Consider the following 23,557-nt stretch of genomic DNA (forward strand, 5'->3'; position numbering starts at 1 on the left):
GTGGTAAAGAAGTGCGCAAACGGTAGTGCGCGCGGCGTGAAGCCCGAGTCTGCGGTCATCGGATTGTCCTCAACGAAGGGTGCCGCTGGCCGCAGTGCGCAGCGCCTGGGTGATGTGCTGCAGCGTGCTTGAGCGCACGGCGGCATGTTGCCAGTACAGCGGCACATCCAGCCAGCGGCGGGGTTCCAGTACCACCACGCGGCCGGCGCGCACGGCGGGCGCGACCAGGGTTTCCGGGGCCATGCCCCAACCGAGTCCGCACGCGGCAGCTTCGACGAAACCGGTGGAAGAGGGCAGGTAGTGTAGCGGCGGCTGCAGTCGCGCGCGGGTCAGGCGCCGCACGAAGCGCCATTGCAGTTCATCCTTGCGGTTGAACACCAGCATCGGTGCGCGCGCCAGGGCCGCGGCCTGCATGCCATCGTTGAAGTACTGGCGGGCGAAGCCGGGCGAAGCGATCGCGTGGTAGCGCATGGCGCCGAGCGGGTGCACGTTGCAGCCCTTCACCGGCTGGCTTTCGGCGGTGACTGCGCCGAGCACGCTGCCATCGCGCAGCAGCTGCAGGGTGTGGTCCTGGTCGTCCATGCGCAGGTCGAACAGGTAGCCATGGCGCTGGTGCAGGTCGGCGATGGCGGGCACGAACCAGGTATCAAGCGAGTCGTCGTTGACCGCCAGGGGGATGGGCGTACGCGCAGCGTCGTTGCCACGCTCGGGTAGCAGCTCGGCCAGCGCCTCGGCTTCCAGCGCCTGCATCGGGCGTACCCGGCGCAGCAGCGCTTCACCGGCGGCGGTCGGTCGGCAGGGGGCCTGGCGCACCACCAGGACCTGCCCGAGCCTGTCCTCCAGGGCCTTGATCCGTTGCGACAGTGCCGACGGGCTGATCGACAGGCGGCGTGCCGCAGCCTCGAAGCTGCCTTCTTCCAGCACCGCAGCGAATGCGGCCAATTGTGGATGTACCAGATCCATGCCGGTGCCCCTTCAGTTTTCCTGCACAGGATAAAGAAAAATCAGATTGTCTAAACATCGCCATTGGCCTCACCCTGCGTGTCCCCTCGCTGCCTGGCCTGTCCTGATGTGGATCGCCGCTACCGCCGCCGGCCTGTTCGCAGGTGCCGGCCTGGTCATCGCCATCGGTGCGCAGAACGCCTTCGTCCTGCGCCAGGGCCTGCAGCAGCGCCATGTGGGGAAGGTGGTGCTGGCCTGCGCCGGCGCGGACATCGTGCTGATCCTGGCGGGCGTGGGCGGCATGGGCGCGCTGGTGCTGCAGTGGCCGCTGCTGCTGCAGGGGCTGCGCTTCGGTGGCGCGGCCTTCCTGCTCTGGTATGGCCTGCAGGCGGGGCTGCGCGCATGGCGGGGTGGCAGTGCGCTGGCCGCCGCCGAGGCGCAGGGCGGCAGCGGACGGCAGGTGCTGCTGACCTGCCTGGCCTTCACCCTGCTCAACCCGCACGTCTATCTGGATACGGTGGTGTTGCTGGGCAGCCTGTCCACGCGCTACCCCGGTGACCTGCGCTGGGCGTTCGCCGCCGGTGCGTGCGCCGCCAGCGTGGCCTGGTTCTGCACGCTGGGCTATGGCGCGCGCCTGGTGCAGCCGGTGTTCCGCAGGCCGGACGCCTGGCGGGTGCTGGATGGGGGCGTCGCGATCTTCATGTTCTGCCTGGCAACGCTGCTTCTGTTGCGTCCGCTCTAGGCCGCATCCACCGCGCACAATGGCGTTTCGCCGGGGCGCAGGGTCAATACGCGCACGCCGTTGCGGGTAACCGCCACCGTGTGCTCGAACTGGGCAGACAGCTTGCCGTCGCGGGTGTAGACCGGCCATTGGTCCGGCTGCTGGCGGATGGCCGGCCTGCCCTGGTTGAGCATCGGCTCGATGGTGAACACCATGCCCTCATCCAGCACCAGGCCGGTGTTGGGATGGCCGTAGTGCAGGATCTGCGGTTCCTCGTGCATTTCCTGGCCGATGCCATGGCCGCAGTATTCCTTCACCACGCTGTAGCCGTGGCTGCGCGCGTAGCGGGCGATGGCGTGGCCGATGTCGCCCAGGCGCGCGCCGGGGCGCACCGCGGCGATGCCTTCCCACATCGCCTGGCAGGCGGCCTGCACCAGCCTGCGCGCGGCGTAGTCGACCTCGCCCACCAGGTAGGTGGTGCTGGAGTCGGCGATGTAGCCGTTCTTCTCCAGGGTGATGTCGAGGTTGACGATCTGGCCGTTGCGCAGCACGTCGGTGGTGCTGGGTACGCCGTGGCAGATCACGTTGTCGATCGAGGCGTTGAGCACGTACGGGAAGCCGTACTGGCCCTTGCTGGCCGGCCGCGCCTGCAGCTCGTCAACGATCATGCGTTCGACGAAATCGTTGATCTCCATCGTGCTGCGGCCCTGCAGCGGCAGCCGGTCGAGCGCGGCGAACACCTGCGCCAGCAGGCGGCCCGATTCGGCCATCAGCGCGATCTCGTCGGGGCGCTTGATGATCGCCATCTGCTCAGACCTGTCCCGGTGCCAGCAGCGGCGGCTGCACGCCGGCTGCGCGCAGTTCGCTGGCGACGATGTCCTGGAAGCTCAGCGTGGGGTTCATCTCGCACAGCATGCCGACCCGGATCCAGAAGTTGGCCTGGGCGTTGATCGAACGGCTGGAGACAGTGCAGGCACGGCGCAGCTGGTCGTGCAGGGTGTCATCGATGTTGACGATGCCCATCGGCGGTCCTGGAGTGGGAATATACGAAGCGTATATGTTTCGTATATCCGCCTCAAGCCCGCGTTGTTCAGTCCAGGTGGGTGGCAAAGCGCAGGCGGTTGCCGTCGGGGTCGCGCAGCAGCATTTCGCGGCTGCCCCAGTCGGTGTCATGCGGTGGCTGCTCGATCGGCACGTTGGCGGCGCTGAAGGCGCGGTACAGGCTGTCGACGTCGTCGACGATGAAGTACACCGCGCCGCCGACCTCGCAGTCACCGCTGTGCTCGGTGAGGAAGATCGTCTGGCCATCGCGGGTGAGCTGGGCGAACAGCGGCAAACCGGCTTCGAAGCGGTGTTCCCAGTCGACCACGAAACCCAGCCCCTGCACGTAGAACGGCAGGGTGGTATCGGCATGGCGCATGCGCAGTTGCGGGATGACGGTCTGGGGCATGGCGAGGGCTCCGGGGCGGGAACCCAGTGTAGTGCCGGCCGCTGGCCGGCATTCCCGTGAGCCCGGGAACAATGAGGTTGCCGGCCAGCGGCCGGCACTACCGAAGCCATGCCGGCCAGCGCCGGCACGACCGACGCGGTCAGCAGGCCGTCGGTAGGGCGGCCATCGCGGCCAGCAGCTCGCGGTTGACCTGTTGGTGCCGTGCCTGCCAGACCGGCAGGTCCTCGGCGCTGATGTCGGGCTGGCCATCCAGCGACGACAGCCAGCGCTTGAAGCGGCTCTGGTAGTTGGCCAGCGAAACTTCGCCGGTGATGTCACTGCCGACCAGGCCACCGGCGCGCAGTGCTTCGATCACCACCAGTGCGTGTTCCAGCTGGAAGCGGCCCTGGTCCCAGTTGCTTCGCGCAACGTCCTCGGCGAATACATCCTTGTCGATCGACAGGTAGGTCGGCTGTGGGGATGCGGCCTGCTCGGCGGCGAACGCGGCGACCAGTGCTTCCGGGTGCTCGAAGCGTCGGAACGCACGGCCCATGCCGAGGCGGTGGCCCCAGCCCACGTCCACGTCCATGCACCAGTACGTCAGGCGTCCACCCATCAGCGGTCGCCAGTGGTTCTCCCAGGCATGACCGAGGCCGATATCGCTGGAAGTGATGCCGAGCACATGGATGTGCGAGATCTGCGGCAGCTTGCTGGCGGCGTTCACCCACGAGCCGCAGTGCATGCCGAGCGGGAACCGCATGTTGTCCGGATGGTTGTCCAGCACCACCAGCTGGAACGGGGCCTGCCCGCGCATGCGGCGCAGCAGTGGCAGGCTGAGGTGGTGGAAGTCGCCACTGCCGAGCATGACGGTTCCGAGCTGGGCCGGCAGTGGTGCCAGCACGTCAGCGGCGAAACGGTCCAGGGTGGCATTGCTGCAGGCAAAGCGCAGCGGGTCATGCCACTGCGGCAGGGCCAGGGTCTGTGCCTGTGGCAGCGGCAGCACGCCACCGTCCAGGTCCAGGATCAGCGGGGAACGCAACGGCATCGTTCAACCGCCTCCATCAGGTTCGCCCTGCAGGTGCGGGGCCAGCTTGCGCAGGGCGGCGCGCAGCAGCGGGGAGCGTGCGTGGATCGCGTGCCGGGTGGAGGTGAAGCGCGCACCCAGTTCGGCCTTGATGCGCGAGTCGGTCCAGCCGGCCACGTAGTGGCTCAGGCCGTGCTGCAGCGCGTACTCGAGGTTGTGCATCCAGCTGACCGCGTACAGGTTGTGCTCGCGCGACTGCGGATAGGCCAGGCCGATGTACTTGTCCACCAGCTTGCCGGCATGCACGTAGCACAGGTTCCAGCCGATCAACCGGCCCTGGTGGCGGTACAGGAACATCCGTCCCTGGCCCTGGCTGTCGGCCAGCAGGTACTGGAAATAGGGCAGGTCGAGCTGGTCGAAATGCACCGCGCTCTGCGCGTATACGCCCAGGTACAGCGCGTACAGTTCGGCCTGCAGTTGCGGGTCGGCCAGGGCCGGGTTGCCGGTGGCGATGCAGTCGATCTGCAGGTCATCGCGCGAACGCAACTTGCGACGGATGTTCTTGCGGCGCGAGGATGACAGGCGGCCGAGATAGTCGTCGAGCGAATCGAAATCGATCGCCACCCAGGCCAGCGGCATGCCTTCCAGTTCGACGAAGCCGCGTGCCAGCAGCGCCTGCAGGAAGGCGCCGCTGTGTGCGTTGGCCGCGTCGTCCAGCAGCGGTGAATCGACTGCCAGGTCCTTCACCACAAGCAGCCGGGTATCGCCGATCGCGTGACGCGTCACGTCCTCGGCCAGCGCCTCCGGGGCAACGTGTGCCGGCAGCGGGGTGTACTCGGTGCTGGTGGCACCGACGAAGCGCGTCTTCCAGGTGATCCACGGCCGCCACAGGCGCGACAGCGGCAGGCCGAGCAGCCTGCCGCGCAGTTCGTCATCCATCGTGGTGGTCAGGTCCAGCGGCGCACGGAAGGTCGGCAGGCCGCTGGGAAGGCGGCCTGCCTCGAATCCGAGCGGGGGGTGGGCGAGGAAGCCCTCCAGCAGCGCGGTCGGTTCCAGCGCGGTGCTGGATGCGCGTGACGTCATCTCCATCGGCACGGGAACCGGCAGCGCATCGACCTCAGCCCTTGGCCTTGGTCAGCGCCTGGTCGAGCAGGGTGATCGCCAGGTCGATTTCTTCGTAGCTGATGTCCAGCGACGGCGCGAAGGTGATCACGTTCTTGTACCAGCCACCCACGTCGAGCACGAGGCCCATGCGCTTGCCGTCGTGCAGCAGGTCACCGGCCAGGCCGATGTCGACCATGCGGTCCAGCAGCTCCTTGTTCGGGGTATAGCCGTCGGCCTGGCAGATTTCCGCACGCAGCGCCAGGCCCAGGCCGTCGACGTCGCCGATTTCCGGGTGGCGCTTCTGCAGGCCGCGCAGGCCGTCGAGGAAGTACGCCCCCTTTTCCGGCACGGTGCGCTCGTAATCCATTTCCTTGCCCAGCTTCAGCACTTCCAGGCCCAGGCGGGTGCCCAGTGGGTTGGAGTTGAAGGTGGAGTGGGTGGAGCCCGGCGGGAACACGGTCGGGTTGATCAGCTCTTCGCGCGCCCACAGGCCCGACAGCGGGTTCAGGCCGTTGGTCAGCGCCTTGCCGAACACCAGCACGTCCGGGGTCACGCCGAAGTGCTCGATCGACCACAGCTTGCCGGTGCGCCAGAAGCCCATCTGGATTTCATCGACGACCATCAGGATGCCGTACTTGTCCAGCACGCGCTTGAGGCCGGTGAAGAAGTTGCGCGGCGGGATGACGTAGCCACCGGTGCCCTGGATCGGCTCGACGTAGAACGCGGCGTACTCGGCCTGGCCGACCTTGGGATCCCACACGCCGTTGTACTCGCTTTCGAACAGGCGCTCGAACTGCCACACGCAGTGGTCGGAGTACTCGTCCGGAGTCATGCCCTTCGGGCGACGGAAGGGGTACGGGAACGGGATGAACATCGCGCGCTCGCCGAAGTGGCCGTAGCGGCGGCGGTAGCGGTAGCTGGAGGTGATCGAAGACGCACCCAGGGTGCGGCCGTGGTAGCCGCCTTCGAAGGCGAACATCAGGCTCTTGCCGCCGCGCGCGTTGCGCACGATCTTCAGCGAGTCTTCAATGGCCTGCGCACCGCCGACGTTGAAGTGCACGCGGCCGTCGAGGCCGAACTTCTCGTGCATGTCCACGGCAATGGTCTTGGCCAGCTGCACGCGGGTCGGGTGCAGGTACTGGCTGGCGACCTGAGGCAGGGTGTCGATCTGGTCCTTCAGTGCATCGTTCAGGCGCTTGTTGCTGTAGCCGAAGTTGCACGCCGAGTACCACATCTGCAGGTCGAGGTAGGGCACGCCCGCGCCGTCGAACATGTAGCTGCCTTCGCCGCGCTGGAAGATCTTCGGCGGATCGACGTAGTGGACGGTGTCGCCGAAGGAGCTGTAGCGGGCTTCGTCGGCCAGCAGCTGCGCATCGGAGGCAGCGGCGTCGGCGTTCTTGTCAAAAATATTCATGCAGTTCGGTTCCGTGAAGGACGTTCGAAAGGGGTAACAGGGGAGCGCGCCTGGAAGGGAGTGCTCAGGCGGTGGCAAGCAGCAGGGGCAGTGCGGCGGGCTGCGGGCTGGCGTCGAGGCGACGTGGCTGCAGCAGGCTGCCATCGAGCAAGCGCGGCAGCAGTGCGATTGCATCGTGGAAGGTGTCGATGGCGGCATGCTCGATGCCGGCATTCGTGCAATGGGTAATCAGGCGGCGCTTGGCGAACACGAAGTCGGCGTCTTCGGACACGCAGAAATCCGAGCTGCCGTCGCCGATCATCAGCACGCGCGGTGCTTCCTTGGCGCGCGCCTGCGCGGCGCAGGCGCATTTGCAGGTGCCACTGCGGCAGCCTTGGGCCTGGTAGGGCGATTCCAGTTCCCAGTGGTCATCGCACCAGCGCAGGTGGTTGGCCACCACCGGCAGCTGCGCCAGGCCGTGGTTGGCGAGGATGCGATGGATCGCATAGTCCAGGCCGTCGCTGACGATGCGCAGTGGCAGGCCCAGCTGCTCGGTGCGAGCGACGAAGGCGACGAAACCTGGATCGATCTGCACCTGGTCCAGATGGGCATCAAGCGTGGCCGGATCCAGTTCCAGCAGCCGCACCTGGCCCTGCATGCATTCACGCGAGCCGATCTTTCCCGCCTTCCACTGGTCTTCCAGTTCCTGCCAGCCCGGCTGGCCGTACTTTTCCAGCAGCGAGTCGATGACATCTTCGAGGCTGATGGTGCCGTCGAAGTCACACAGGATGCTCCAGTGCATGGGCAGGTCCGTCGATGAGAAAGGCGTCCGGCACATTGCCGGGGCAGGCTCAATGTAGGCAGGCCGCCTTTCTCGTTCCTTTCCTGTTGAAAGGCGCTTTTGACGGGCTGGGAAAGCGTTCAGGAAAGTACATGGATGAATGCGCGGAGCGCAGGCCACGCATGCACGTGCGGGTCAGGCGCGGGCCAAGACCTGCAGTATTTCGCCCGTTTCCTCACGGGTCTGCCAGGCGCTGTTGCCAAGGGTGAGCATGCGTGCGGCGAAGTCACGTGCATTGGGCACGTCCTCATGCGGCACGATGCCACGCAGGTAGGCGTAGTCGGGCAGGGCATGGATGAACATGCGGCTGGCACCGAGGCCGCGCGGCCACAGGTCGTCCAGCGCGGCATCGCGCGCGCGCTGGCTGGGCAGCAGCAGCATCAGCATCGGCCAGGTGCCGCCGGTGCCGGCCAGGCCATCGACCACCTCCACCGCTGGCAGTTGTGCCAGCTGCACGCGCAACTGCAGTGCGCGCAGGCGCCCGGCCTGCAGGAACGCCGGCAATCGCCGCGCGGCATGGGCACCGATGTTCTGTCGCCATCGACTGACCCGGTGCTGCGGTATGTCCAGCGGGAAAATGTCACCGACCGCGTCTTCCAGATCGCCACGCTGCAGTGCGCTGCGCAGCGGATTGCCGTACACCAGCGACAGCAGCGAGGGGCGATAGCAGGCGGCAAGGCCAAGCAGCTGCACACTGCGAAGCAGTTCCCAGCGCAGGTTGAAGCGCACCTGTTCGGCGGCATGCTCGGCCAGTTCGGCGCGCAGTTCGTCATCGCGGCTGACCAGCAGGCCGCCTTCGTGCAGGCTCAGCCCCTTGCCGGCGGCCAGGCTGAAGAATCCGATGTCGCCACGCAGGCCGACACTGCTGTTGCCCACCCGTGCGCCCAGCGCCTGTGCGGCATCTTCGATGACCCAGGCGCCGGCGCTGCGGGCGATGTCGCAGGCCCGTTCGACATCGGCGATGCGACCGCCGAGGTGGGTTGGCAGGATGGCCAACGTACGCGCATCGGCCAACCGTTCGAGCCGGCCGGGATCGAAGTCGAAGTGGCCGCGCCGGGTATCGCACAGCTGCACGCGCAGGCCGAGGCTGTGCACCGCGATCGGCACCAGCGGGCAGGTGTAGGCCGGCATGATCACCGTGTCGCGCCTGGGTGCGCGCTTGCGCAAGGTGCGCAGGGCGATCAGCAGCGCGTGCGTGCCGGAACAGGTCAGCTGCAGCGGCGGCGTGCCCAGCTGGTTGGCCAGGATCCCGCGCAGGTCACCACCACCGGGAAGGAAGTCGCTGGCCTGCATCGGCAGGCCGGCGGTCGGTGGCAGTTCGCGCGCGAACAGGCTCATCGCAGCCCGCTCACGAGGTGCTTTCGGCGGGGCTGTGCGGGTCGTCCGCTTCCGCGCGGCCGAGGCAGACGATGCCGGCCACGATCAGTACCGCACCGACCAGGTGGTGCAGGGTGAGCGGCTCTTTCAGCAGCCAGGCCGACAGCAGCAGCACACTGATCACTTCCAGGTGCGAGGCCGCGAATGCCGGGCCGATCGGCGCATGCCGCAGCAGGCTCATCCAGGTGAAGAACGCACCCACGTAGCCCAGGATGGCGCCGTACACCCATGGTTGCGACAGCACGCGCAGCAGCCAGGTGGTGTTGGCCTCGACCGGCAGCGCAGCATCGCCGGCGTACTTGAAGCACAGCTGGGCCAGGGTGTCGAAGGCCATCAGCAGGGGGAAGCCGATCACATACAGGCGCCTCATGAGCCGGCCCCCACCACCGCCACGCCTGCTGTGACCAGCAGCATCCCGGTCACCCGCAATGGCGTGAGCTTCTCGCGGAACAGGATGCGGCCGGCGATCATCAGCGCCACGATGTTGATCGAGCCCAGCAGCACGCCCTTGGACAGCGGAACCAGTGACAGGAAGGCGATCCAGGCGACGAACTCAAGCACGTAACAGGCGATGCCGATCCACAGCCAGGGGCGGCTGAGCATGTGCTTCCAGCGCTGCAGTCCCTCGCCCTCCTGCGGGTCGCTGGCGGCGGCCTTGAAGGCGAGCTGGCCACCGGTATCGAGCACGACATTGGCCAGCCACAGCAGCGTGGCAAGTGCCCCCATCTCAGGCCACCGCCTTGAGGACGCCGCTGCGTTCACCGATCCCGGTGAAGAAGCGCGCGCTGCGGCGGATCACCTCGCGGCGTTCGCGGTCGATCGTGATCATGTGGTAGCTGTCCTCCAGCACCACCAGTTCCTTCGGGCCACTGACCCGCGACATCACCAGTTCGGCATTGCCCATGCTGGCCACGTCGTCTTCGCGGGCGTGCATCACCAGGCACGGGGCGGTGACCTGGTGCAGGTGGCGGCGGGTCCAGTTGCTCAGCGCACGCATCTCGGCCAGCGCGTGCCAGGGATTGCCCGGAAGGCCTGCCGCCGCGCTGTCGCCGGACAGCATGGCGGCGCTGACCTGCGCACGCAGGCGCTCGTCGCGCAGGCCGTACGGCGGTTCTTCCATGAACATGCGGTCGCGGCCGATGTTGAAGCGCTTGAACCACGGCAGCAGGAACGAGAGGCGGGCGACAGCGGGTATGTTCCAGCCGTCGTAGCGGAACGTGGCGCCATACACGCCGACGCCGGACACCCAGTCCGGTCGTCGAGCAGCAAGTGCCAGCGACAGCACCGCGCCCATCGACAGGCCACCGACGAACAGCTGGTCGACCTTGCCGCGCAGGCTTGCCGCCGCATCTTCCACGCCCTGGTACCACTGTTCCCAGGTGGTCGCCAGCAGGTCATCCACGGTGCCACAATGGCCGGGCAGCTGCACGCCGTGTACGGTGAAGCCGGCGTTGTTCAGCCCTTTGCCCAGCATGCGCATTTCCGCCGGGGTACCGGTCAGGCCGTGAACCAGCAGCACGCCCTGCGGGCCACCGGGGAGGAAGAAGTCGTGCGAGTCGGTCACCTGGCGGCTCCGGGACGGCAGTGGGGAGGGTCAGGATCGCAACCGCGATTTTCGCCAGCCTTTCAGCGCCCCGGTCCGGGTCAGGGGGCCTTCAGCAGCGGCAGTGTGATGGCGACCTTGAGTCCGCCGCCGGGGCGGTTGAGGAAGGTCAGGCGCCCGCCGAAGTGCTCTACCGCCTCGTGGGCGATGGCCAGGCCCAGGCCGGTGCCGCTGGCGGTGGTGCCGGGGGCGCGGAAGAAGCGCTCACCCAGCCGCGGCATCACGTCCTCGGGTACGCCGGGCCCGTTGTCCTCCACGTACAGTTCGACGTCATTGTCATCCAGCGCGTGCACGCCGACGGTAACGGTCGCATCGCGGCCGGCATAGCGCAGCGCATTGTCGATCAGGTTGTCCAGTGCTTCCTGCAGCTGGGCACCGTTGCCGAGCACGCGCAGCGGCTGGGGGCTGCCGCGGTAACCCAGATCGATGCCGTCGCGGATCGCTTCAGGCACGCGTGTACCGACCCACTGCGGCACCCGTTCGCACAGGTCCAGTGCCTCCACCGTCTCCGGCACGGTCTGGGCCCGGCTCAGCGCCAGCAGCTGGGTGCTGACCCGCGCGGTGCGCTGGTTGAGCCGGCGGATGTGCTTCAGTGCCTCGCGCACCGTGTCCGGGTCGCCATGCGCCAGTGCCTGGTCCACGTGCAGGGCCATGCCGGCCAACGGCGAGCGCAGCTGGTGCGCGGCGTCGGCGATGAAACGGTTCTGCAGGGTGATCATTTCCGCCTGGCGCGCGAACAGATCGTCGATGGTGCTGATCAGCGGCTGGATCTCTTCGGGCACGTCGGCATCGGAGATCGGTGCCAGTTCGCCGCGGCGCTGCGCCAGGCGGGTCCTCAGCGGGGTCAGGATGCGCAGGCCATGGGTCACGCCGAACCAGACCAGCGCGGCGGTGCCCAGCGCCAGCATGGTCATCAGCGGGATGATGATCATCAGGATTTCGCGCGCGCGCTGGCGTCGTTCGGCCATGCTTTCGGCCACCGTCACCGCCAGCTGGTCCTGCGGATCGTTCATCGCCCGCGTGCAGACGGTGGCCATGCGCACCGGCTGGCCGTTGAGAATGCCATCGTACAGGGTGGGGTCCACGCCGGTGCATTCCTGCGAAGGCGCGTAGGCACTGAAATCCGCATTGCCGCTGAGTGTCCCCTGGCGGCTGCTGTCCACGTTGAAATAGCGATGGCCGTCGGGCTCGTACTCGATCAGGAAGCGCGCCTGCGGAGACAGGTCGCTGGTCACCGGCATGGTGCTCAGCATCTGTGCGAACGAGTGCGTGTCGTCGATCAGGTTGCGGTCGTGGATGCGGTTGGAATAGTCCAGCGCAACGTAATAGGCCAGGATCGTATTGAAGGTGAGCAGGCCAAGCATCGGCAACGCCAGGAAGGCGAGCAGGCGCCGTCGCAGGCTGGGGGGGCCGCTGATCACGGGGCGCTGCCGTCCTGCGCGTCTTCCAGCATGTAGCCCAGCCCGCGCACGGTGCGGATGCCCATGCCGCCCGGCTGCAGCTTGCGGCGCAGGCGGTGCAGGGCGATGTCCAGGCCGTTGTCGGTCAGGTCCTGGCCCCAGTCGCACAGCGCTTCCACCAGCTGCGCGCGTGACACGATGCGCTCTGCACGCACCGCCAGCGCCGACAGCAGGCCGAACTCGCGTGCGGTCAGTTCAAGTGATTGGTCGTCGATCCATACGCGGTGCCCGGCCAGGTCCAGGCGCAAGCGGCCGATGCGCAGGTCCGGATTGCCGTTGCTGGTGACCCGCCGCAGCTGTGCACGCACGCGGGCTTCGAATTCGTCCAGTGCGAACGGCTTGACCAGGTAGTCGTCGGCACCGAGGTCGAGCACGCGCACCCGCTCGGCCAGGCCGTCACGCGCGGTCACCACCAGCACCGCCAGGCCATCGCCACGCTGGCGCAGTCGTTGCAGCACGTCGCGGCCATCCAGTTGCGGCAGCCCCAGGTCCAGCACCAGCAGCGCGTACTGGGTCGAGCCCAGTGCTGCATCGGCGTGCGCACCGTTGTCGACGTGGTCGACCACGTGCCCCTGCCGGCGCAGCGAGGCGCACAGGCCGGAGGCGATGTCCGGGTCGTCTTCAGCAATCAGAACGCGCATGCGCGGGGGCTCCTGTAACGGTCAGGCCCACCGGCTGGGCGGGGTGGGCCTCTCGGCTGCCGAAGGGTAGCCGCAAACCGGGTGAAGGTGGAGCGCGCCGGCACCTCCCGGCGCCGTCACGCTGTCCCTCCATTCAGTCCTGCAGCCCCGGCTCACCCCGCGCCAGCGGCAACCGGGAGCCATCCAGCAGGCCACGGCTGAGCTTGCCCTCCTCGATGAACAGCAGTTCGCCGTTCTCGCCGTTCTTGATGCTGCTGTCGATGGCGATCACGCGGTCGCCGTGGAAGCTGCTGACGTGTGGCATCGAGGTATGGCCGACCACGATGCGCTTGAGCTGCAGGCGGTCGAGCACGGCCTGCACACCCGCGGTGTCGAGGCGGCCATCGAAATAGCCGCGGTACCAGATCGGGCTGGTCTTGCCGTCATACAGCGGTGCGGTGGCCGGGTCGGCCTTCACTTCGGCCCTGGGCAGGCCCAGCGAGGCCTGATAGGCCGCGTTGGTGCGTGCCGGGTCCAGCGCCAGCTGCACCGCCTCGGGCGAGATGCCGCCGTGCAGGAACAGGGTATCGCCGATCTTCAGCAGCACCGGTCGGGTGCGCAGCCACTGCCCGATCACCGAGTCGGCGCCATACAGCTGCGGGTAGCTGCGGCCCAGCAGCTGGGCGCTGCGCAGGTACTTCGGGCTGACGTAGCGCAGGTCGTCATACAGCACCATGGTTTCGTGGTTGCCGAGCACGAAGTGCACGGCGCCACCGGCGGCGGCCGCCTGCTGCTGCAGGCCGTAGAGCAGCCAGAACGCCTCGGTCACCTGCGGGCCGCGGTCGAACACGTCGCCGGCGATGACCAGCGTGTCCTTGCCCAGCGCCCAGCGATCCTGCGCGTCGATCACGTGATGGGCACGCAGCAGGCGCACCAGCAGCCCATACTGGCCGTGGATGTCGGACAGCGCGACGATGCGCGGTGTGGCCGGCAGCACCGAGACCGAGGCTGCATTCGGCGCAGCCACATGCACGGTGTGTTCGTAGCCGCAGCGCGGTGCGATATCGGTCCCTGTTGCCCCGGAGGCAAGCGTGCGCGATTCGACCTTGTCGGCACAGATCCACTTGGCCTGCACCCGGTCGCCCTGGCGGAACACATAGGGGCCATCGGCCTGCACGTGGTCGGCGGGCGCGGCCACCTCGCGCGCCTGCGTAGTTGCTGTGGCGCAGGCCAGCAGGGGTAACAGCAGGGCGGTCAGCAGGGAAGGGCGATCGCGCGACATCGGGGGCATCCAGTGGCGGAAAGGTCTGATGCTAACCGGCGTGACCGGGTGGTGTTGTGCGCGAACGGGCGGGTCATGGAAGTGAAGTCGTCTGGATAGGCAATCGGCAAGAACGTCGGCCGGGGGCCCAGAAGGCCCGTCGTGATGCCGCGTATCCGCGGGTTACGTTGGCATGTGACCGACCGTGCGATCCTGCCGCGCGGTCCCTTGGAGTTTCAATCGGCCATCTCTCGCTCTAGCTTGCGTTGCGAGCCTCTCTCTGAAGCAAGCTTCAGTAATGTGGAGATCTTCTCTAGCTTCCCTGCAAAGATAATCACGATCACTGCTCCCGCCAGCAAACCCAAGCTGCAACAGGTGATCAGAAGCTTGGCGTCTGACACCCACTGCGCGGTCTTGTCGCCGTTCCCGGTGCTCAAGAGATTGATAATCAGTGCGCTGATGGCGGTTGCTGCAGATGCCAATCCAGCACGCCTTGTGAGGAGCTTGGATTCCTGCTCAAGAAGCTTTGAGCGCTGGTCCAAATGCTGGGTATTGCAGTGCGAAAGATCCTCGGCAAGGGTGGAATCTGCGTCAGCAGAGACATCTACGCGATCCGCCATATTGTTGAAGCCATGCCTGAACAGCAGAAAGAACTGGACGACCTGAATGACAAAGAATACTAGCCCCAGGAACATGATAATCCCCGTCAGCGGGAGCACGATCACTTTGGCAGCCTGCTGAGTGATCTGATCTGCCTTCAGAAGTGCCATGCATCCAAGGCTCAGAAGGAACAACGCGACCATGCTGCCAACTACGTAGTTTTCCGCCTTGCTGAGGGGTATAACCTGCTTCGGACGTTTGATACGAAGCAGCAAGATGCGGGTGCTGGGGATCTCAGGGTACTGGTCTTTGTCTGTCATGTTTGATGCACGGGCTGAATGAGCCTCGAGCATCGGAGATCTTCGTCTCAGATATTGAGATGACTTTGATAAGGCCGATCAGATTGCGTATCTGTCCGCTGCAAAAGAACTAGAACGTCGTGCTTGGGTTGAGTACATCTGAAAATTTCAATCTGCCTTTTTTGATTGGGCTGGTGGTGATGAGTGACCTGGAAGTGGGTAGATCAGCGAGTGCTGTATTCGGCACAGTGGCGTTCGAGCTGTGGGAGCTATGCGCCAATTGCTTTGGAGGCGTCGTATGCCACAAGGGCAAGCTCAAAGGCGCTTGAACAAATGCCCACTGGGCCGAGGTATGAGCAGTGGTCACCGTCTAGCATCACGAGTAGAGAGCCCCCTACGAGACGTTGTAGAAGAACCGATCCTCGTCTGGCGGAAGCGCGCGCTTCAGACGAGCTTGAGCACGACCGTCTGGCCTGACGCGAGAGCATGACCAGCTGCGTCTAGCGGCTGCATGTAGGGCAGCGGCCGCCGCGTCGCCAATTCGATCAGCTGTGAATGGGCTTCCCCCATACCGAAGCGATGGCGCTCTCCCCACTGGCGCAGCGCGACCAGCAGCGGGAACAGTTCCTGGCCGGCGGCGGTGAGCACGTACTCCTGGTAGACCGATCCATCGGAGGCCGGCCGCAGCTGCAGGATGCCGGCCTCGACCAGCCGGCGCAGGCGGTCGCTGAGGATGTTGCGCGCCGCGCCGAGGCTGCGCTGGAAATCACCGAAGCGGGTGATGCCGTCGAACGCGTCGCGGATCACCAGCAATGCCCAGCGGTCACCGAGCAGGTCGGCACTGCGGGCTACAGGACAGGGACTGTCGGCGTGCATGCTGGATACCTCCGAATGTGGTTGCAGTTTAAAACCAATGGCGATAGCCTGCATCTGGTTTCAAATTGCAACTACAAGATGAGTGCCGCATCTCTTCCCCGCCCGCTGCTGGTCCTGCTTGCGGTTGCCGCCGGCGCCAGCGTTGCCAATGTTTACTACGCGCAACCGCTGCTGGATCAGCTTGCACGCGCCTTTGCACTGGACCGGGCCGTGGCCGGCGCGGTGCTGGCTGCCACCCAGGCCGGCAGCGTGCTGGCGTTGCTTGGCCTGCTGCCGCTGGCGGACCGCGGTGACCGGCGACGCCTGCTGCGGCTGCAGCTGATCGCACTGGTGCTGGCCCTGTTGTGGCTGGCGGCGTCGCGCACGGCGAGCTGGCTGTTGTCTGGCATGCTGCTGGCCGGATTGCTGGGCACGGCGCTGACCCAGGGCCTGATCGCCTACACCGCCACGCTGGCACCGCCTGAGCAGCGCGGTCGCATGGTTGGCGTGGTGCAGGGCGGAGTGTTCATCGGCCTGCTGCTGGCGCGCGTGGTGTCGGGTACGGTGGCGGCGGCCTTTGGCTGGCAGATGGTCTACCTGCTGTCCGCGGTGGTGATGGCGGCATTGGCGGCGCTGCTGTGGCAGCGCTTGCCCGCAGTACCGGTGCCGTCGGTCCCGCCGCAGTGGCGCGACCTGCTGGGCTCGATGCTGGGCATGCTGCGCCGGGATCGAACGCTGCGCGAGCGTGGTCCGCTGGCATTGCTGCTGTTTGCCGGACTCAACGTGTTCTGGGCGGCGGCTCCCTTGCCGCTGTCGGCCCCGCCGCTGCAGTGGTCCACTGCGGCCATCGGTGCGCTCGGCCTGGCCGGGGTGGCAGGTGCATTGATGGCGTCGCGGGTCGGGCACTGGATGGACCGCGGTTTTGCCGATCGGGTCAGTCTTGGCGCGCTGCTGTTGATGCTGGTCGCGTGGTGGCCGCTGCTGGGCCTGCCGCAGTCGCTGTCGTTGCTGCTGCTGGGCGTGATCGTGCTCGATCTGGGTGGTCAGGCGCTGCATGTCTCGAACCAGGCGCTGCTGCTGCGCGCGCCGGGCGAGCAGCATGGACGCCTGGTGGCGCTTTACATGCTCTTCTATGCGGTGGGTAGTGGTGCCGGTGCGGCTGCCGGGCCCTGGATGCAGGCCCGGCACGGCTGGCCTGCCGTGTGCCTGCTGGGTGCAGGCATCGCGTTGCTGGCGCTGCTGTGGTGGGCGGGGTGGCGAGTGGTGGCGTTCAATGCATCGGCTGGCGCGCGGACCGGTAAAGTCGACTGTCGGTAGAGTCGACTGTCAGTCGACTGCTCTTCGCCCCGCGTGCGAAAAATCCCGCGCTGCGCGCGATAGTCGACCAGCGGTCGACTCTACCTGTCCTGTCGTCATCGCTGCAGTGCGCGCCGCCCCGGGGCTTCCTCAAGGTCCCCGCTGGCCACCACCACGCGGTTGCGGCCGCTGCGCTTGGCCTCGTACATCGCCGCGTCGGCACGTGCCATCAACCGTTCGTAGTCCGGGTGGCCATCATGGCCGGCCACGCCGATGCTGGCAGTCAGCGACAGAACCTGGCCGTTGGCCAGTGCCACAGGCGACTGCGCGATCTGCCGGCGCAGGCTCTCGGCAATCACCGAGGCCTGTGACTCACTGGCGGCAACCAGCACCACCACGAACTCCTCGCCGCCGTAGCGGAACAGGTAGTCGCTGCCGCGGGTCAGCTGGCCGAGCAGGCCGGCGACGTGCTGCAACGCGCGGTCGCCGGCATCGTGGCCGTGGCCGTCGTTGATCGCCTTGAAGTGATCCAGGTCGAGCAGCAGCAGCGAGAACGGCGTGCGATTGCGCGTGGCCAGCTCGATCTCCCTGCGCAGCACGGTAGGCAGGAAGCGGCGGTTGAGCAGGTTGGTCAGGGCATCGCTGCCGGCATCCAGTTCACCGATGCGTTCGAACAACAGCGTCATCAGGGTACGGATGGCGGCCAGGTCCTCGCGAATGGCCGGCAGCACTGCCAGTCGTTGCGCCGGGGTGTCATTGCTTGCCCGCTGCAGGTTGCCGTCGATGCGGGCCATCAGCTGGCCGACCTGCTGGGTTTCGCTGCTCTCGCCGAAGCTGGGGATGCCCTTGTGGGTGAACCACAGGCCGAATTCCGAGGTCGCCAGGCTGGCGCTTTCGCCGGCCTGCACGTGGCCGGCGAGTGCGTAGAGCAGGGCGTTCTCCCAGTCCAGCAGCAGTGCACGCTGGCGCTCGCGTTCGGTACCGACATTCTGCACCAGCGAGAACAGCCGGTAGGCAGCATCGGCACGGGTGGAGCGCTCACGTGCATGGGTGTAGGCCAAGGTCATGCCTTCCATGGCGATGTCCATGATCGCGCTGAGGCAGTCGATGGCGGCGAACGCGGTGGCGCTGTCGGGCGCGTCGTCGCGCAGGCGCACGAACAGCTCGTGCTTGAGTACGCGCGCGCCGCGGGTGACCAGGTCGACCGGAATGCCGACCCGGGCATGCACATCGCCGATCACGCGTTGCGAGGCAACGGTGGCGGCAATGCCGTCGGCATCAGTGGTCAGCAGCTGCACCAGCCAGCGCTGCATGGCCGGTTGCAGGCGTTGCTTGACCTGATCGTGGGACAGGAAGCGGCGTGCACGCCCGTCCTGCAACAGCACTTCGTAGAAGCGTTGGGCCAGCGCCGGCGGGGCATCGGTTGCGGCGGCGTGCAGCAGCGCGGTGGCGGCCGGGCCGGCCTGTTGCAGGCAGTGCTGCCAGGCCTCGGCCAGCGGCTGGCTGGCATCGTCCAGTTGAGGTGGTTCCACGTCGATCTCTGACTGCGTACGGCAAACCACGGGTATCGGCCGCGGCGGCGTGCGGTTGATGGTGGGCAAGCCGGCCAGTTTAAGCCCGATGCAGGGTCGTTCGGCACGCAGGGCACATCATGCCTGCGGTAGCAATGAGCGAACGCATTTGAGAATCACTCGCATTGATGGGAGAATGCACGCACGGATCGGGCCGCAGGCGACTGCAGCGACGCTCCGCCTCCCCCTCGTCGTTGCCTCAAGCCCTTTGCCAGAGGCCCCGTTGCCCTGCCAGAAGGTCCAGATCATGTCTCCTGCCGTTGTCCTCTCGCCGCGCCCGCTGGCGCTCGCCGTTGCCGCCCTGCTGGCGGGCAGCGCGCTGACCGCCCAGGCTGAAACCGACGCCACCGATATCGACACGGTGCACGTCACCGCCTCGCAGATTGCCCGCCAGGCGTTGGGTACCTCGACCATCACCGCCGAGGACATCGCCAGGCGCCCACCGGCCAACGACATCGCCGAACTGTTGCGCACCATGCCGGGCGTCAACCTCACCGGCAACAGCGCCTCGGGCCAGTACGGCAACAACCGCCAGATCGACCTGCGCGGCATGGGCCCGGAAAACACCCTGATCCTGGTCGACGGCAAGCGCATCGGTGCGCGCGATGCCGTGCGCATGGGGCGCAGCGGCGAGCGCAACACACGCGGCGACACCAACTGGGTGCCGGCGGAGATGATCGAGCGCATCGAAGTGCTGCGCGGACCGGCGGCGGCACGCTATGGCTCCGGTGCTTCCGGTGGCGTGGTCAACATCATCACCAAGCGCCCGACCGGCGACCTTGCCGGTGCGGTCGACCTGTACGGGCTGGTGCCTGAACACAGCGCCGAAGGTGGCAGCGAGCGCGTCGGCCTGCAGCTGAGTGGGCCGATGACCGACACGCTGTCGTTCCGCCTGTACGGCAACCTCAACAAGACCGACGCCGATTCACTCGATCTCAACCGTCAGTACGCCACCCAGCCGAACGCAGTGCCACCGGCTGGCCGCGAGGGCGTCAAGAACCGCGACGTCAACGCGCTGCTGCGCTGGGACGTGACCGCCAACCAGGTGGTCGAGTTCGAGGCGGGCACCAGCCGCCAGGGCAACATCTACGCCGGCGACCGTGCGGTCAGCACCACCGGCACCTCGACCGGCGTTGATCTGGCGGCGCTGGCCGACGGCAAGGCGGAGACCAACCGGATGTACCGCAACACCGGCGCGATCAGCCATCGTGGTCGCTGGGGCGATGTCACCTCGCGGGTGACGGCTGCGGTGGAAGCGGTGAACAACTCGCGCATCAACGAAGGCCTGGCCGGTGGCCCGGAAGGCAGCTTCAACGGCACCGACTGGTCGACCTCGCGCCTGCGCAACTACCAGCTGGACGGTGAAGTCAGCTTCCCGACCACGCTGGGTGGTGCCGAGAACATCTGGACGCTGGGCTTTGAATACCTGGACAGCCGCCTGACCGACCCGTACTCGATGAGCCAGTCCAGCATCAGCGGCGGTGGCATCCCGGGGCTGTCGGCTGATCGTGCGCGCGGCAAGGCCGATGCGCAGACCACGGCGGTGTTCGTGGAAGACAACATCTACCTGGGCGAGCGCTGGATCGTTACCCCGGGCCTGCGCTTCGACCACCACAGCCAGTTCGGCAACAACACCAGCCCCAGCCTCAACGCGCAGTTCCGTATCAGCAGCGACTGGGTGGTGAAGGGCGGCATTGCCCGCGCGTTCAAGGCGCCGAACCTGTACCAGTCGAATCCGGACTATCTCTACTACACCCGCGGCAACGGCTGCCCCAATGCGCTGCCGAGCCTGGGCGCCGGTTGCTACATGCGCGGCAACGCGGACCTGAAGGCGGAAACCAGCCTGAACAAGGAACTGGGCATCGAGTGGGCACCGCAGAGCGGCTGGCAGGCGTCGTTGACCTACTTCCACAACGACTACAAGGACAAGATCCAGGCCGGCTACACCCAGATCGGGCTGACCGCCGACACCAAGGGCCGCATCTTCCGCTGGGAGAACGCGCCGAAGGCGATCGTGCAGGGGCTGGAAGGCAACCTGGTCATTCCGCTGCTGGGCGAGCAGGGCGACCGCCTGAAGTGGAGCAACAACTTCACCTACATGGTGGAAAACGAGAACAAGACCACGCACCAGCCGCTGTCGGTGATCCCGAAGTACACGATCAACACCATGCTGGACTGGCAGGCCACCGACAGGCTGTCCATGCTGCTGACCGGCACCTTCTACGGCAAGCAGGAACCGGCCACGACCAACATCAACAACGACCCCCGCTGCACCGGCAGCTGCGATGCATCGATCGCGCTGCAGGATCGTGGCGCGTACAACATCTGGGGCGTGAGCGCGCGCTACAAGGTGACCGAGACGGTCAGCTTCGGCTTCGGCGTGAACAACCTGGCCGACAAGCGCCTGTTCCGCGAGGCCAACAGCAGCGATGCCGGCGCGGCGACCTACAACGAACCGGGCCGCGCCTACTGGGCCAGCCTGCGCTTCGGCTTCTGACGGCAGGCCGGCGAGGGCTCGTGTGACCTGCAATGTTATAAACATCGTAATAGTCTCCTCCGCCGGCACCGCGTAGCCTGCACCGCATCGCAAAGGAGCTGTTGCCATGGGCCACGACCACGATCACCTGCCGTCCCAGATCCGCCACGAGAAGCCCTTGTGGTGGGCACTCGGCCTGACCACCACCTTCCTCGTCGTCGAAGTGGTGGGCGCGTTCTGGACCAACAGCCTGGCGCTGTTGTCCGACGCCGCGCACATGGCCACCGACGCGCTGGCGCTGATGATCGCGCTGGTTGCGGTACGGCTGAGCCGGCGCCCGCCGGATGCGCGCCGCACCTACGGCTATGCACGGCTGGAAGCGTTGGGCGCGATGATCAACGGTGCCATGCTGTTCGTGGTCGCCGCCTACATCCTGTGGGAGGCGATCGGCCGCTTCCGCCAGCCGCAGGAGATCGCCTCCTCCGGCATGCTGGTGATCGCGGCTGCGGGCCTGGTCATCAACCTGATCTCGATGCGCCTGCTGCAGGCGGGCAGTGGTGAGAGCCTCAACGTGAAGGGCGCCTACCTGGAAGTATGGGCCGACATGCTCGGCTCGGTGGCAGTGATTGCGGGCGCATTGTTGATCAAGTGGACCGGATGGAAGCCGATCGACCCGATCCTGGCGGTACTGATCGGTTTGTGGGTACTGCCGCGCACCTACGTGCTGATGCGTGAGGCGATCAACGTGCTGCTGGAAGGTGTGCCCAAGGGCATGGACGTGGCCAAGGTGCGCGACAGCCTGTCCGGCCATGCCGCCGTGCTGGACGTGCATGACCTGCACGTGTGGGCGCTGGCCTCCAGCACCCCGGCGCTGACCGCGCACATCGTGATGCGCGACGGCACCGATGCCGATGCGCTGCGCCGTGATCTGGGCGGGCGCCTGCACGATGACTTCGGCATCGAGCACGTGACACTGCAGATCGAGGCGGACCACTGCGGCGAAGCCTGTGGTGAGCCGGCGCCGGCGAAGGGCGGCGAGCACGAGGGCCACGAAGGGCATGACCACGGCGAGGACGCGCAGGGCCATCGCGGCCACGTGCATCGCTGATCGAAGATGACGCGCGCGCCGGGAGATGCCCGGCGCAGCTATTCGTCCCGCCGCGAGGCCAGCCGATCCGCCAGCCGGGTTGGCTTCGGCAACCGGTAGCCGCGCAGGGTGCGCTGCACCCAGCCCAGCGCGGTATCGGCACTGACCCGATGGCCACCGGCCACGAACAGCGGCTTGCAGCGCACCTTGCTGCGCAGCACCCAGCCCAGTTGCTCGTCGCCATCCAGCAGCGGTGTATGCGCACCAGCTTCGGCGCCCGGTTCGACGAACCTTCCCACCAGTTTCGATTTCGCCACGCCGATGCTCGGCAGGTCGGTGACCACGCCGAGATGCGCGGCCACCCCCAGCCGGCGCGGATGGCTGATGCCGTGGCCATCGACGAACACCAGGTCCGGCGTGCGTGGCAGCAGCGCCAGCGCGGCCAGCAGCGCCGGCAGCTCGCGGAAGCTGAGCAGGCCGGGGATATAGGGCATCGCCGTGGGGATGCGCGCGATCTCCTGCGCCACGGGCCTCAGCGTCTTCGCATCCAGCAGCACCGCCGCGGCGCGGGTGATGGCGCCGTTGTCCTCGAAGCCGACATCCAGCCCGGCCAGCCAGCGCACCTTGCGTGGCAGGCGGTCCTGGCGCTCCACGCGGCCTGCCAGCTGGAGCTGCTGCGCGCGTGCCGCGGCGACGCTGCCTTCCCAGCGCCCGGGGTCGATCACCGTATTCATTGGCTGCAGCATCGCATGGGTGGCGCCACGGCACGGTGAGCGGCCGCCGGGGCTACAATGGCGGCCTGCCTTTCCTCGCGTTGGAGACCCTGCAGTGACCCGTAGACTCGTACTGTTGCGCCATGGCCAGAGCCAGTGGAACCTGGACAACCGCTTCACCGGCTGGGTCGATGTCGACCTGACCGAGCAGGGGCGCCGGGAAGCGGCCGCCGCCGGCCGCCTGATGCGCGAGGAAGGCCTGCAGTTCGACGTCGCCCATACCTCCGTGCTGAAGCGCGCCATCCACACCCTGCAGGGGGCGCTGGCCGAGCTGGAGCAGGACTGGCTGCCGGTGAACAAGTCCTGGCGCCTCAACGAGCGCCACTATGGCGGCCTGCAGGGCCTGGACAAGGCCGAGACCGCTGCCAAGCACGGCGAAGAGCAGGTCAAGGTGTGGCGTCGTTCGTACGACATCCCGCCGCCGCCGATGGACCTGGAAGATCCGGGCCACCCGATCCATGACCGCCGTTACGCCGGCCTGGACCGCAACGCGCTGCCGGGCACCGAATCGCTGGCCACCACCCTGGACCGCGTGCTGCCGTACTGGCACGACGCCATCGCGCCGCAGCTGAAGGACGGCAAGACCGTGCTGGTCACCGCCCACGGCAACTCGCTGCGTGCGTTGTACAAGTACCTCAACAACGTCTCGCGCGAGGAAATCCTCGAGCTGAACATCCCGACCGGCATCCCGCTGCTGTTCGAACTGAACGATGACCTGACCGTGCAGTCGTTCCGCTACCTGGGCGACCCGGAAGCGGCGCGCAAGGCCGCCGAAGCCGTAGCCAACCAGGGCAAGGCGAAATAAGAAACAGAAGGCCGGCGCAA

Annotated in this window: 24 protein-coding genes; 5 read left to right on the forward strand and 19 right to left on the reverse strand. The window is 67.0% G+C overall.

The window, feature by feature from the left end:
* Positions 1–69 precede the first annotated feature (69 nt).
* Positions 70–963, reverse strand: a complete 894-nt coding sequence (locus tag AC5P7X_RS02640) for a LysR family transcriptional regulator ArgP (protein ID WP_053498160.1) — start codon at positions 961–963, stop codon at positions 70–72.
* Between the two features lie 106 nt (positions 964–1,069).
* Between AC5P7X_RS02640 and AC5P7X_RS02645 the strand changes: the two genes are divergently transcribed.
* A complete protein-coding gene (locus AC5P7X_RS02645) occupies positions 1,070–1,684 on the forward strand; it encodes a LysE/ArgO family amino acid transporter (RefSeq protein ID WP_495214394.1) in 615 nt (204 codons plus the stop codon).
* Here AC5P7X_RS02645 and map read toward each other — a convergent pair.
* From map to AC5P7X_RS02725, 16 genes are all read right to left on the reverse strand, one after another.
* Entirely contained in the window at positions 1,681–2,463 is a 783-nt protein-coding gene (gene map / locus AC5P7X_RS02650; RefSeq protein ID WP_495214538.1) for a type I methionyl aminopeptidase, read from the reverse strand. The two genes, AC5P7X_RS02645 and map, sit on opposite strands and share 4 nt — an antisense overlap.
* A gap of 10 nt (positions 2,464–2,473) precedes the next feature.
* Positions 2,474–2,686: a ParD-like family protein gene (locus tag AC5P7X_RS02655; RefSeq protein ID WP_005415768.1), complete on the reverse strand. Its 213-nt coding sequence runs from the start codon at positions 2,684–2,686 to the stop codon at positions 2,474–2,476.
* 67 nt (positions 2,687–2,753) lie between these two features.
* Entirely contained in the window at positions 2,754–3,113 is a 360-nt protein-coding gene (locus AC5P7X_RS02660) for a bleomycin resistance protein (protein WP_053498166.1), read from the reverse strand.
* Positions 3,114–3,252: 139 nt separating this feature from the next.
* Positions 3,253–4,137 (reverse strand): hypothetical protein, encoded by an 885-nt coding sequence (locus AC5P7X_RS02665; protein ID WP_070489257.1) that lies wholly within the window; start codon positions 4,135–4,137, stop codon positions 3,253–3,255.
* 3 nt (positions 4,138–4,140) lie between these two features.
* A complete protein-coding gene (locus AC5P7X_RS02670; RefSeq protein ID WP_495214395.1) occupies positions 4,141–5,205 on the reverse strand; it encodes a GNAT family N-acetyltransferase in 1,065 nt (354 codons plus the stop codon).
* A 28-nt stretch (positions 5,206–5,233) separates the two neighbouring features.
* Positions 5,234–6,634, reverse strand: a complete 1,401-nt coding sequence (locus AC5P7X_RS02675; protein WP_005408663.1) for an aspartate aminotransferase family protein — start codon at positions 6,632–6,634, stop codon at positions 5,234–5,236.
* Between the two features lie 64 nt (positions 6,635–6,698).
* A complete protein-coding gene (locus AC5P7X_RS02680; RefSeq protein WP_070489254.1) occupies positions 6,699–7,415 on the reverse strand; it encodes an MtnX-like HAD-IB family phosphatase in 717 nt (238 codons plus the stop codon).
* 174 nt (positions 7,416–7,589) lie between these two features.
* On the reverse strand, positions 7,590–8,792 hold the full coding sequence (locus tag AC5P7X_RS02685; RefSeq protein WP_495214396.1) for a DegT/DnrJ/EryC1/StrS family aminotransferase: 1,203 nt from the start codon (positions 8,790–8,792) through the stop codon (positions 7,590–7,592).
* A 10-nt stretch (positions 8,793–8,802) separates the two neighbouring features.
* Positions 8,803–9,201: a DMT family transporter gene (locus tag AC5P7X_RS02690; protein ID WP_032954032.1), complete on the reverse strand. Its 399-nt coding sequence runs from the start codon at positions 9,199–9,201 to the stop codon at positions 8,803–8,805.
* Positions 9,198–9,557 carry an EamA family transporter gene (locus AC5P7X_RS02695; protein WP_021202495.1) on the reverse strand — a complete coding sequence of 120 codons (360 nt, stop codon included), beginning with the start codon at positions 9,555–9,557 and terminating at the stop codon, positions 9,198–9,200. Before AC5P7X_RS02695 ends, AC5P7X_RS02690 begins: the two co-directional genes overlap by 4 nt.
* Position 9,558: 1 nt before the next feature.
* Positions 9,559–10,395 (reverse strand): alpha/beta hydrolase, encoded by an 837-nt coding sequence (locus AC5P7X_RS02700; RefSeq protein WP_005415777.1) that lies wholly within the window; start codon positions 10,393–10,395, stop codon positions 9,559–9,561.
* An 80-nt stretch (positions 10,396–10,475) separates the two neighbouring features.
* A complete protein-coding gene (locus tag AC5P7X_RS02705) occupies positions 10,476–11,855 on the reverse strand; it encodes a sensor histidine kinase (RefSeq protein WP_329841629.1) in 1,380 nt (459 codons plus the stop codon).
* On the reverse strand, positions 11,852–12,535 hold the full coding sequence (locus AC5P7X_RS02710) for a response regulator (RefSeq protein WP_005415779.1): 684 nt from the start codon (positions 12,533–12,535) through the stop codon (positions 11,852–11,854). The genes AC5P7X_RS02705 and AC5P7X_RS02710 overlap by 4 nt, the downstream gene beginning before the upstream one ends.
* Before the next feature lie 133 nt (positions 12,536–12,668).
* Positions 12,669–13,796: a metallophosphoesterase gene (locus tag AC5P7X_RS02715; RefSeq protein WP_329841630.1), complete on the reverse strand. Its 1,128-nt coding sequence runs from the start codon at positions 13,794–13,796 to the stop codon at positions 12,669–12,671.
* Positions 13,797–14,011: 215 nt separating this feature from the next.
* Positions 14,012–14,695 (reverse strand): hypothetical protein, encoded by a 684-nt coding sequence (locus AC5P7X_RS02720; protein ID WP_061479532.1) that lies wholly within the window; start codon positions 14,693–14,695, stop codon positions 14,012–14,014.
* A gap of 423 nt (positions 14,696–15,118) precedes the next feature.
* The gene (locus AC5P7X_RS02725) at positions 15,119–15,550 is read right to left on the reverse strand and encodes a winged helix-turn-helix transcriptional regulator (RefSeq protein WP_095377803.1); all 432 of its coding nucleotides are present in this window, start codon (positions 15,548–15,550) and stop codon (positions 15,119–15,121) included.
* A gap of 78 nt (positions 15,551–15,628) precedes the next feature.
* On the opposite strand from AC5P7X_RS02725, the gene AC5P7X_RS02730 reads away from it, so the two are divergent.
* Positions 15,629–16,846, forward strand: a complete 1,218-nt coding sequence (locus AC5P7X_RS02730; protein WP_070489306.1) for an MFS transporter — start codon at positions 15,629–15,631, stop codon at positions 16,844–16,846.
* A 95-nt stretch (positions 16,847–16,941) separates the two neighbouring features.
* Here AC5P7X_RS02730 and AC5P7X_RS02735 read toward each other — a convergent pair whose 3' ends face one another.
* Positions 16,942–18,357, reverse strand: a complete 1,416-nt coding sequence (locus AC5P7X_RS02735; RefSeq protein ID WP_171958172.1) for a GGDEF domain-containing protein — start codon at positions 18,355–18,357, stop codon at positions 16,942–16,944.
* A gap of 286 nt (positions 18,358–18,643) precedes the next feature.
* On the opposite strand from AC5P7X_RS02735, the gene AC5P7X_RS02740 reads away from it, so the two are divergent.
* Positions 18,644–20,893, forward strand: coding sequence for a TonB-dependent siderophore receptor (locus AC5P7X_RS02740; RefSeq protein WP_495214398.1), 2,250 nt, complete (start codon positions 18,644–18,646; stop codon positions 20,891–20,893).
* Between the two features lie 106 nt (positions 20,894–20,999).
* A complete protein-coding gene (locus AC5P7X_RS02745; RefSeq protein WP_329841633.1) occupies positions 21,000–21,980 on the forward strand; it encodes a cation diffusion facilitator family transporter in 981 nt (326 codons plus the stop codon).
* 38 nt (positions 21,981–22,018) lie between these two features.
* Here AC5P7X_RS02745 and nfi read toward each other — a convergent pair whose 3' ends face one another.
* Positions 22,019–22,693 carry a deoxyribonuclease V gene (gene nfi, locus AC5P7X_RS02750; protein WP_329841634.1) on the reverse strand — a complete coding sequence of 225 codons (675 nt, stop codon included), beginning with the start codon at positions 22,691–22,693 and terminating at the stop codon, positions 22,019–22,021.
* Positions 22,694–22,787: 94 nt separating this feature from the next.
* On the opposite strand from nfi, the gene gpmA reads away from it, so the two are divergent.
* A complete protein-coding gene (gene gpmA, locus AC5P7X_RS02755; protein ID WP_005415787.1) occupies positions 22,788–23,537 on the forward strand; it encodes a 2,3-diphosphoglycerate-dependent phosphoglycerate mutase in 750 nt (249 codons plus the stop codon).
* Positions 23,538–23,557: the final 20 nt, after the last annotated feature.

It is taken from the genome of Stenotrophomonas sp. YJH_SMC_53, assembly GCF_059369995.1.

Bases quoted from the DNA above. Each gene is read 5' to 3' on its own strand.
- AC5P7X_RS02640 (WP_053498160.1), bottom strand. From the start codon at position 963: ATGGATCTGGTACATCCACAATTGGCCGCATTCGCTGCGGTGCTGGAA.
- AC5P7X_RS02660 (WP_053498166.1), bottom strand. From the start codon at position 3,113: ATGCCCCAGACCGTCATCCCGCAACTGCGCATGCGCCATGCCGATACC.
- AC5P7X_RS02695 (WP_021202495.1), bottom strand. From the start codon at position 9,557: ATGGGGGCACTTGCCACGCTGCTGTGGCTGGCCAATGTCGTGCTCGAT.
- AC5P7X_RS02665 (WP_070489257.1), bottom strand. From the start codon at position 4,137: ATGCCGTTGCGTTCCCCGCTGATCCTGGACCTGGACGGTGGCGTGCTG.
- AC5P7X_RS02670 (WP_495214395.1), bottom strand. From the start codon at position 5,205: ATGGAGATGACGTCACGCGCATCCAGCACCGCGCTGGAACCGACCGCG.
- AC5P7X_RS02740 (WP_495214398.1), top strand. From the start codon at position 18,644: ATGTCTCCTGCCGTTGTCCTCTCGCCGCGCCCGCTGGCGCTCGCCGTT.
- AC5P7X_RS02690 (WP_032954032.1), bottom strand. From the start codon at position 9,201: ATGAGGCGCCTGTATGTGATCGGCTTCCCCCTGCTGATGGCCTTCGAC.
- AC5P7X_RS02685 (WP_495214396.1), bottom strand. From the start codon at position 8,792: ATGAGCCTGTTCGCGCGCGAACTGCCACCGACCGCCGGCCTGCCGATG.
- AC5P7X_RS02680 (WP_070489254.1), bottom strand. From the start codon at position 7,415: ATGCACTGGAGCATCCTGTGTGACTTCGACGGCACCATCAGCCTCGAA.
- AC5P7X_RS02675 (WP_005408663.1), bottom strand. From the start codon at position 6,634: ATGAATATTTTTGACAAGAACGCCGACGCCGCTGCCTCCGATGCGCAG.
- AC5P7X_RS02710 (WP_005415779.1), bottom strand. From the start codon at position 12,535: ATGCGCGTTCTGATTGCTGAAGACGACCCGGACATCGCCTCCGGCCTG.
- nfi (WP_329841634.1), bottom strand. From the start codon at position 22,693: ATGAATACGGTGATCGACCCCGGGCGCTGGGAAGGCAGCGTCGCCGCG.
- AC5P7X_RS02655 (WP_005415768.1), bottom strand. From the start codon at position 2,686: ATGGGCATCGTCAACATCGATGACACCCTGCACGACCAGCTGCGCCGT.
- AC5P7X_RS02730 (WP_070489306.1), top strand. From the start codon at position 15,629: ATGAGTGCCGCATCTCTTCCCCGCCCGCTGCTGGTCCTGCTTGCGGTT.
- AC5P7X_RS02745 (WP_329841633.1), top strand. From the start codon at position 21,000: ATGGGCCACGACCACGATCACCTGCCGTCCCAGATCCGCCACGAGAAG.
- AC5P7X_RS02725 (WP_095377803.1), bottom strand. From the start codon at position 15,550: ATGCACGCCGACAGTCCCTGTCCTGTAGCCCGCAGTGCCGACCTGCTC.
- AC5P7X_RS02645 (WP_495214394.1), top strand. From the start codon at position 1,070: ATGTGGATCGCCGCTACCGCCGCCGGCCTGTTCGCAGGTGCCGGCCTG.
- AC5P7X_RS02720 (WP_061479532.1), bottom strand. From the start codon at position 14,695: ATGACAGACAAAGACCAGTACCCTGAGATCCCCAGCACCCGCATCTTG.
- AC5P7X_RS02715 (WP_329841630.1), bottom strand. From the start codon at position 13,796: ATGTCGCGCGATCGCCCTTCCCTGCTGACCGCCCTGCTGTTACCCCTG.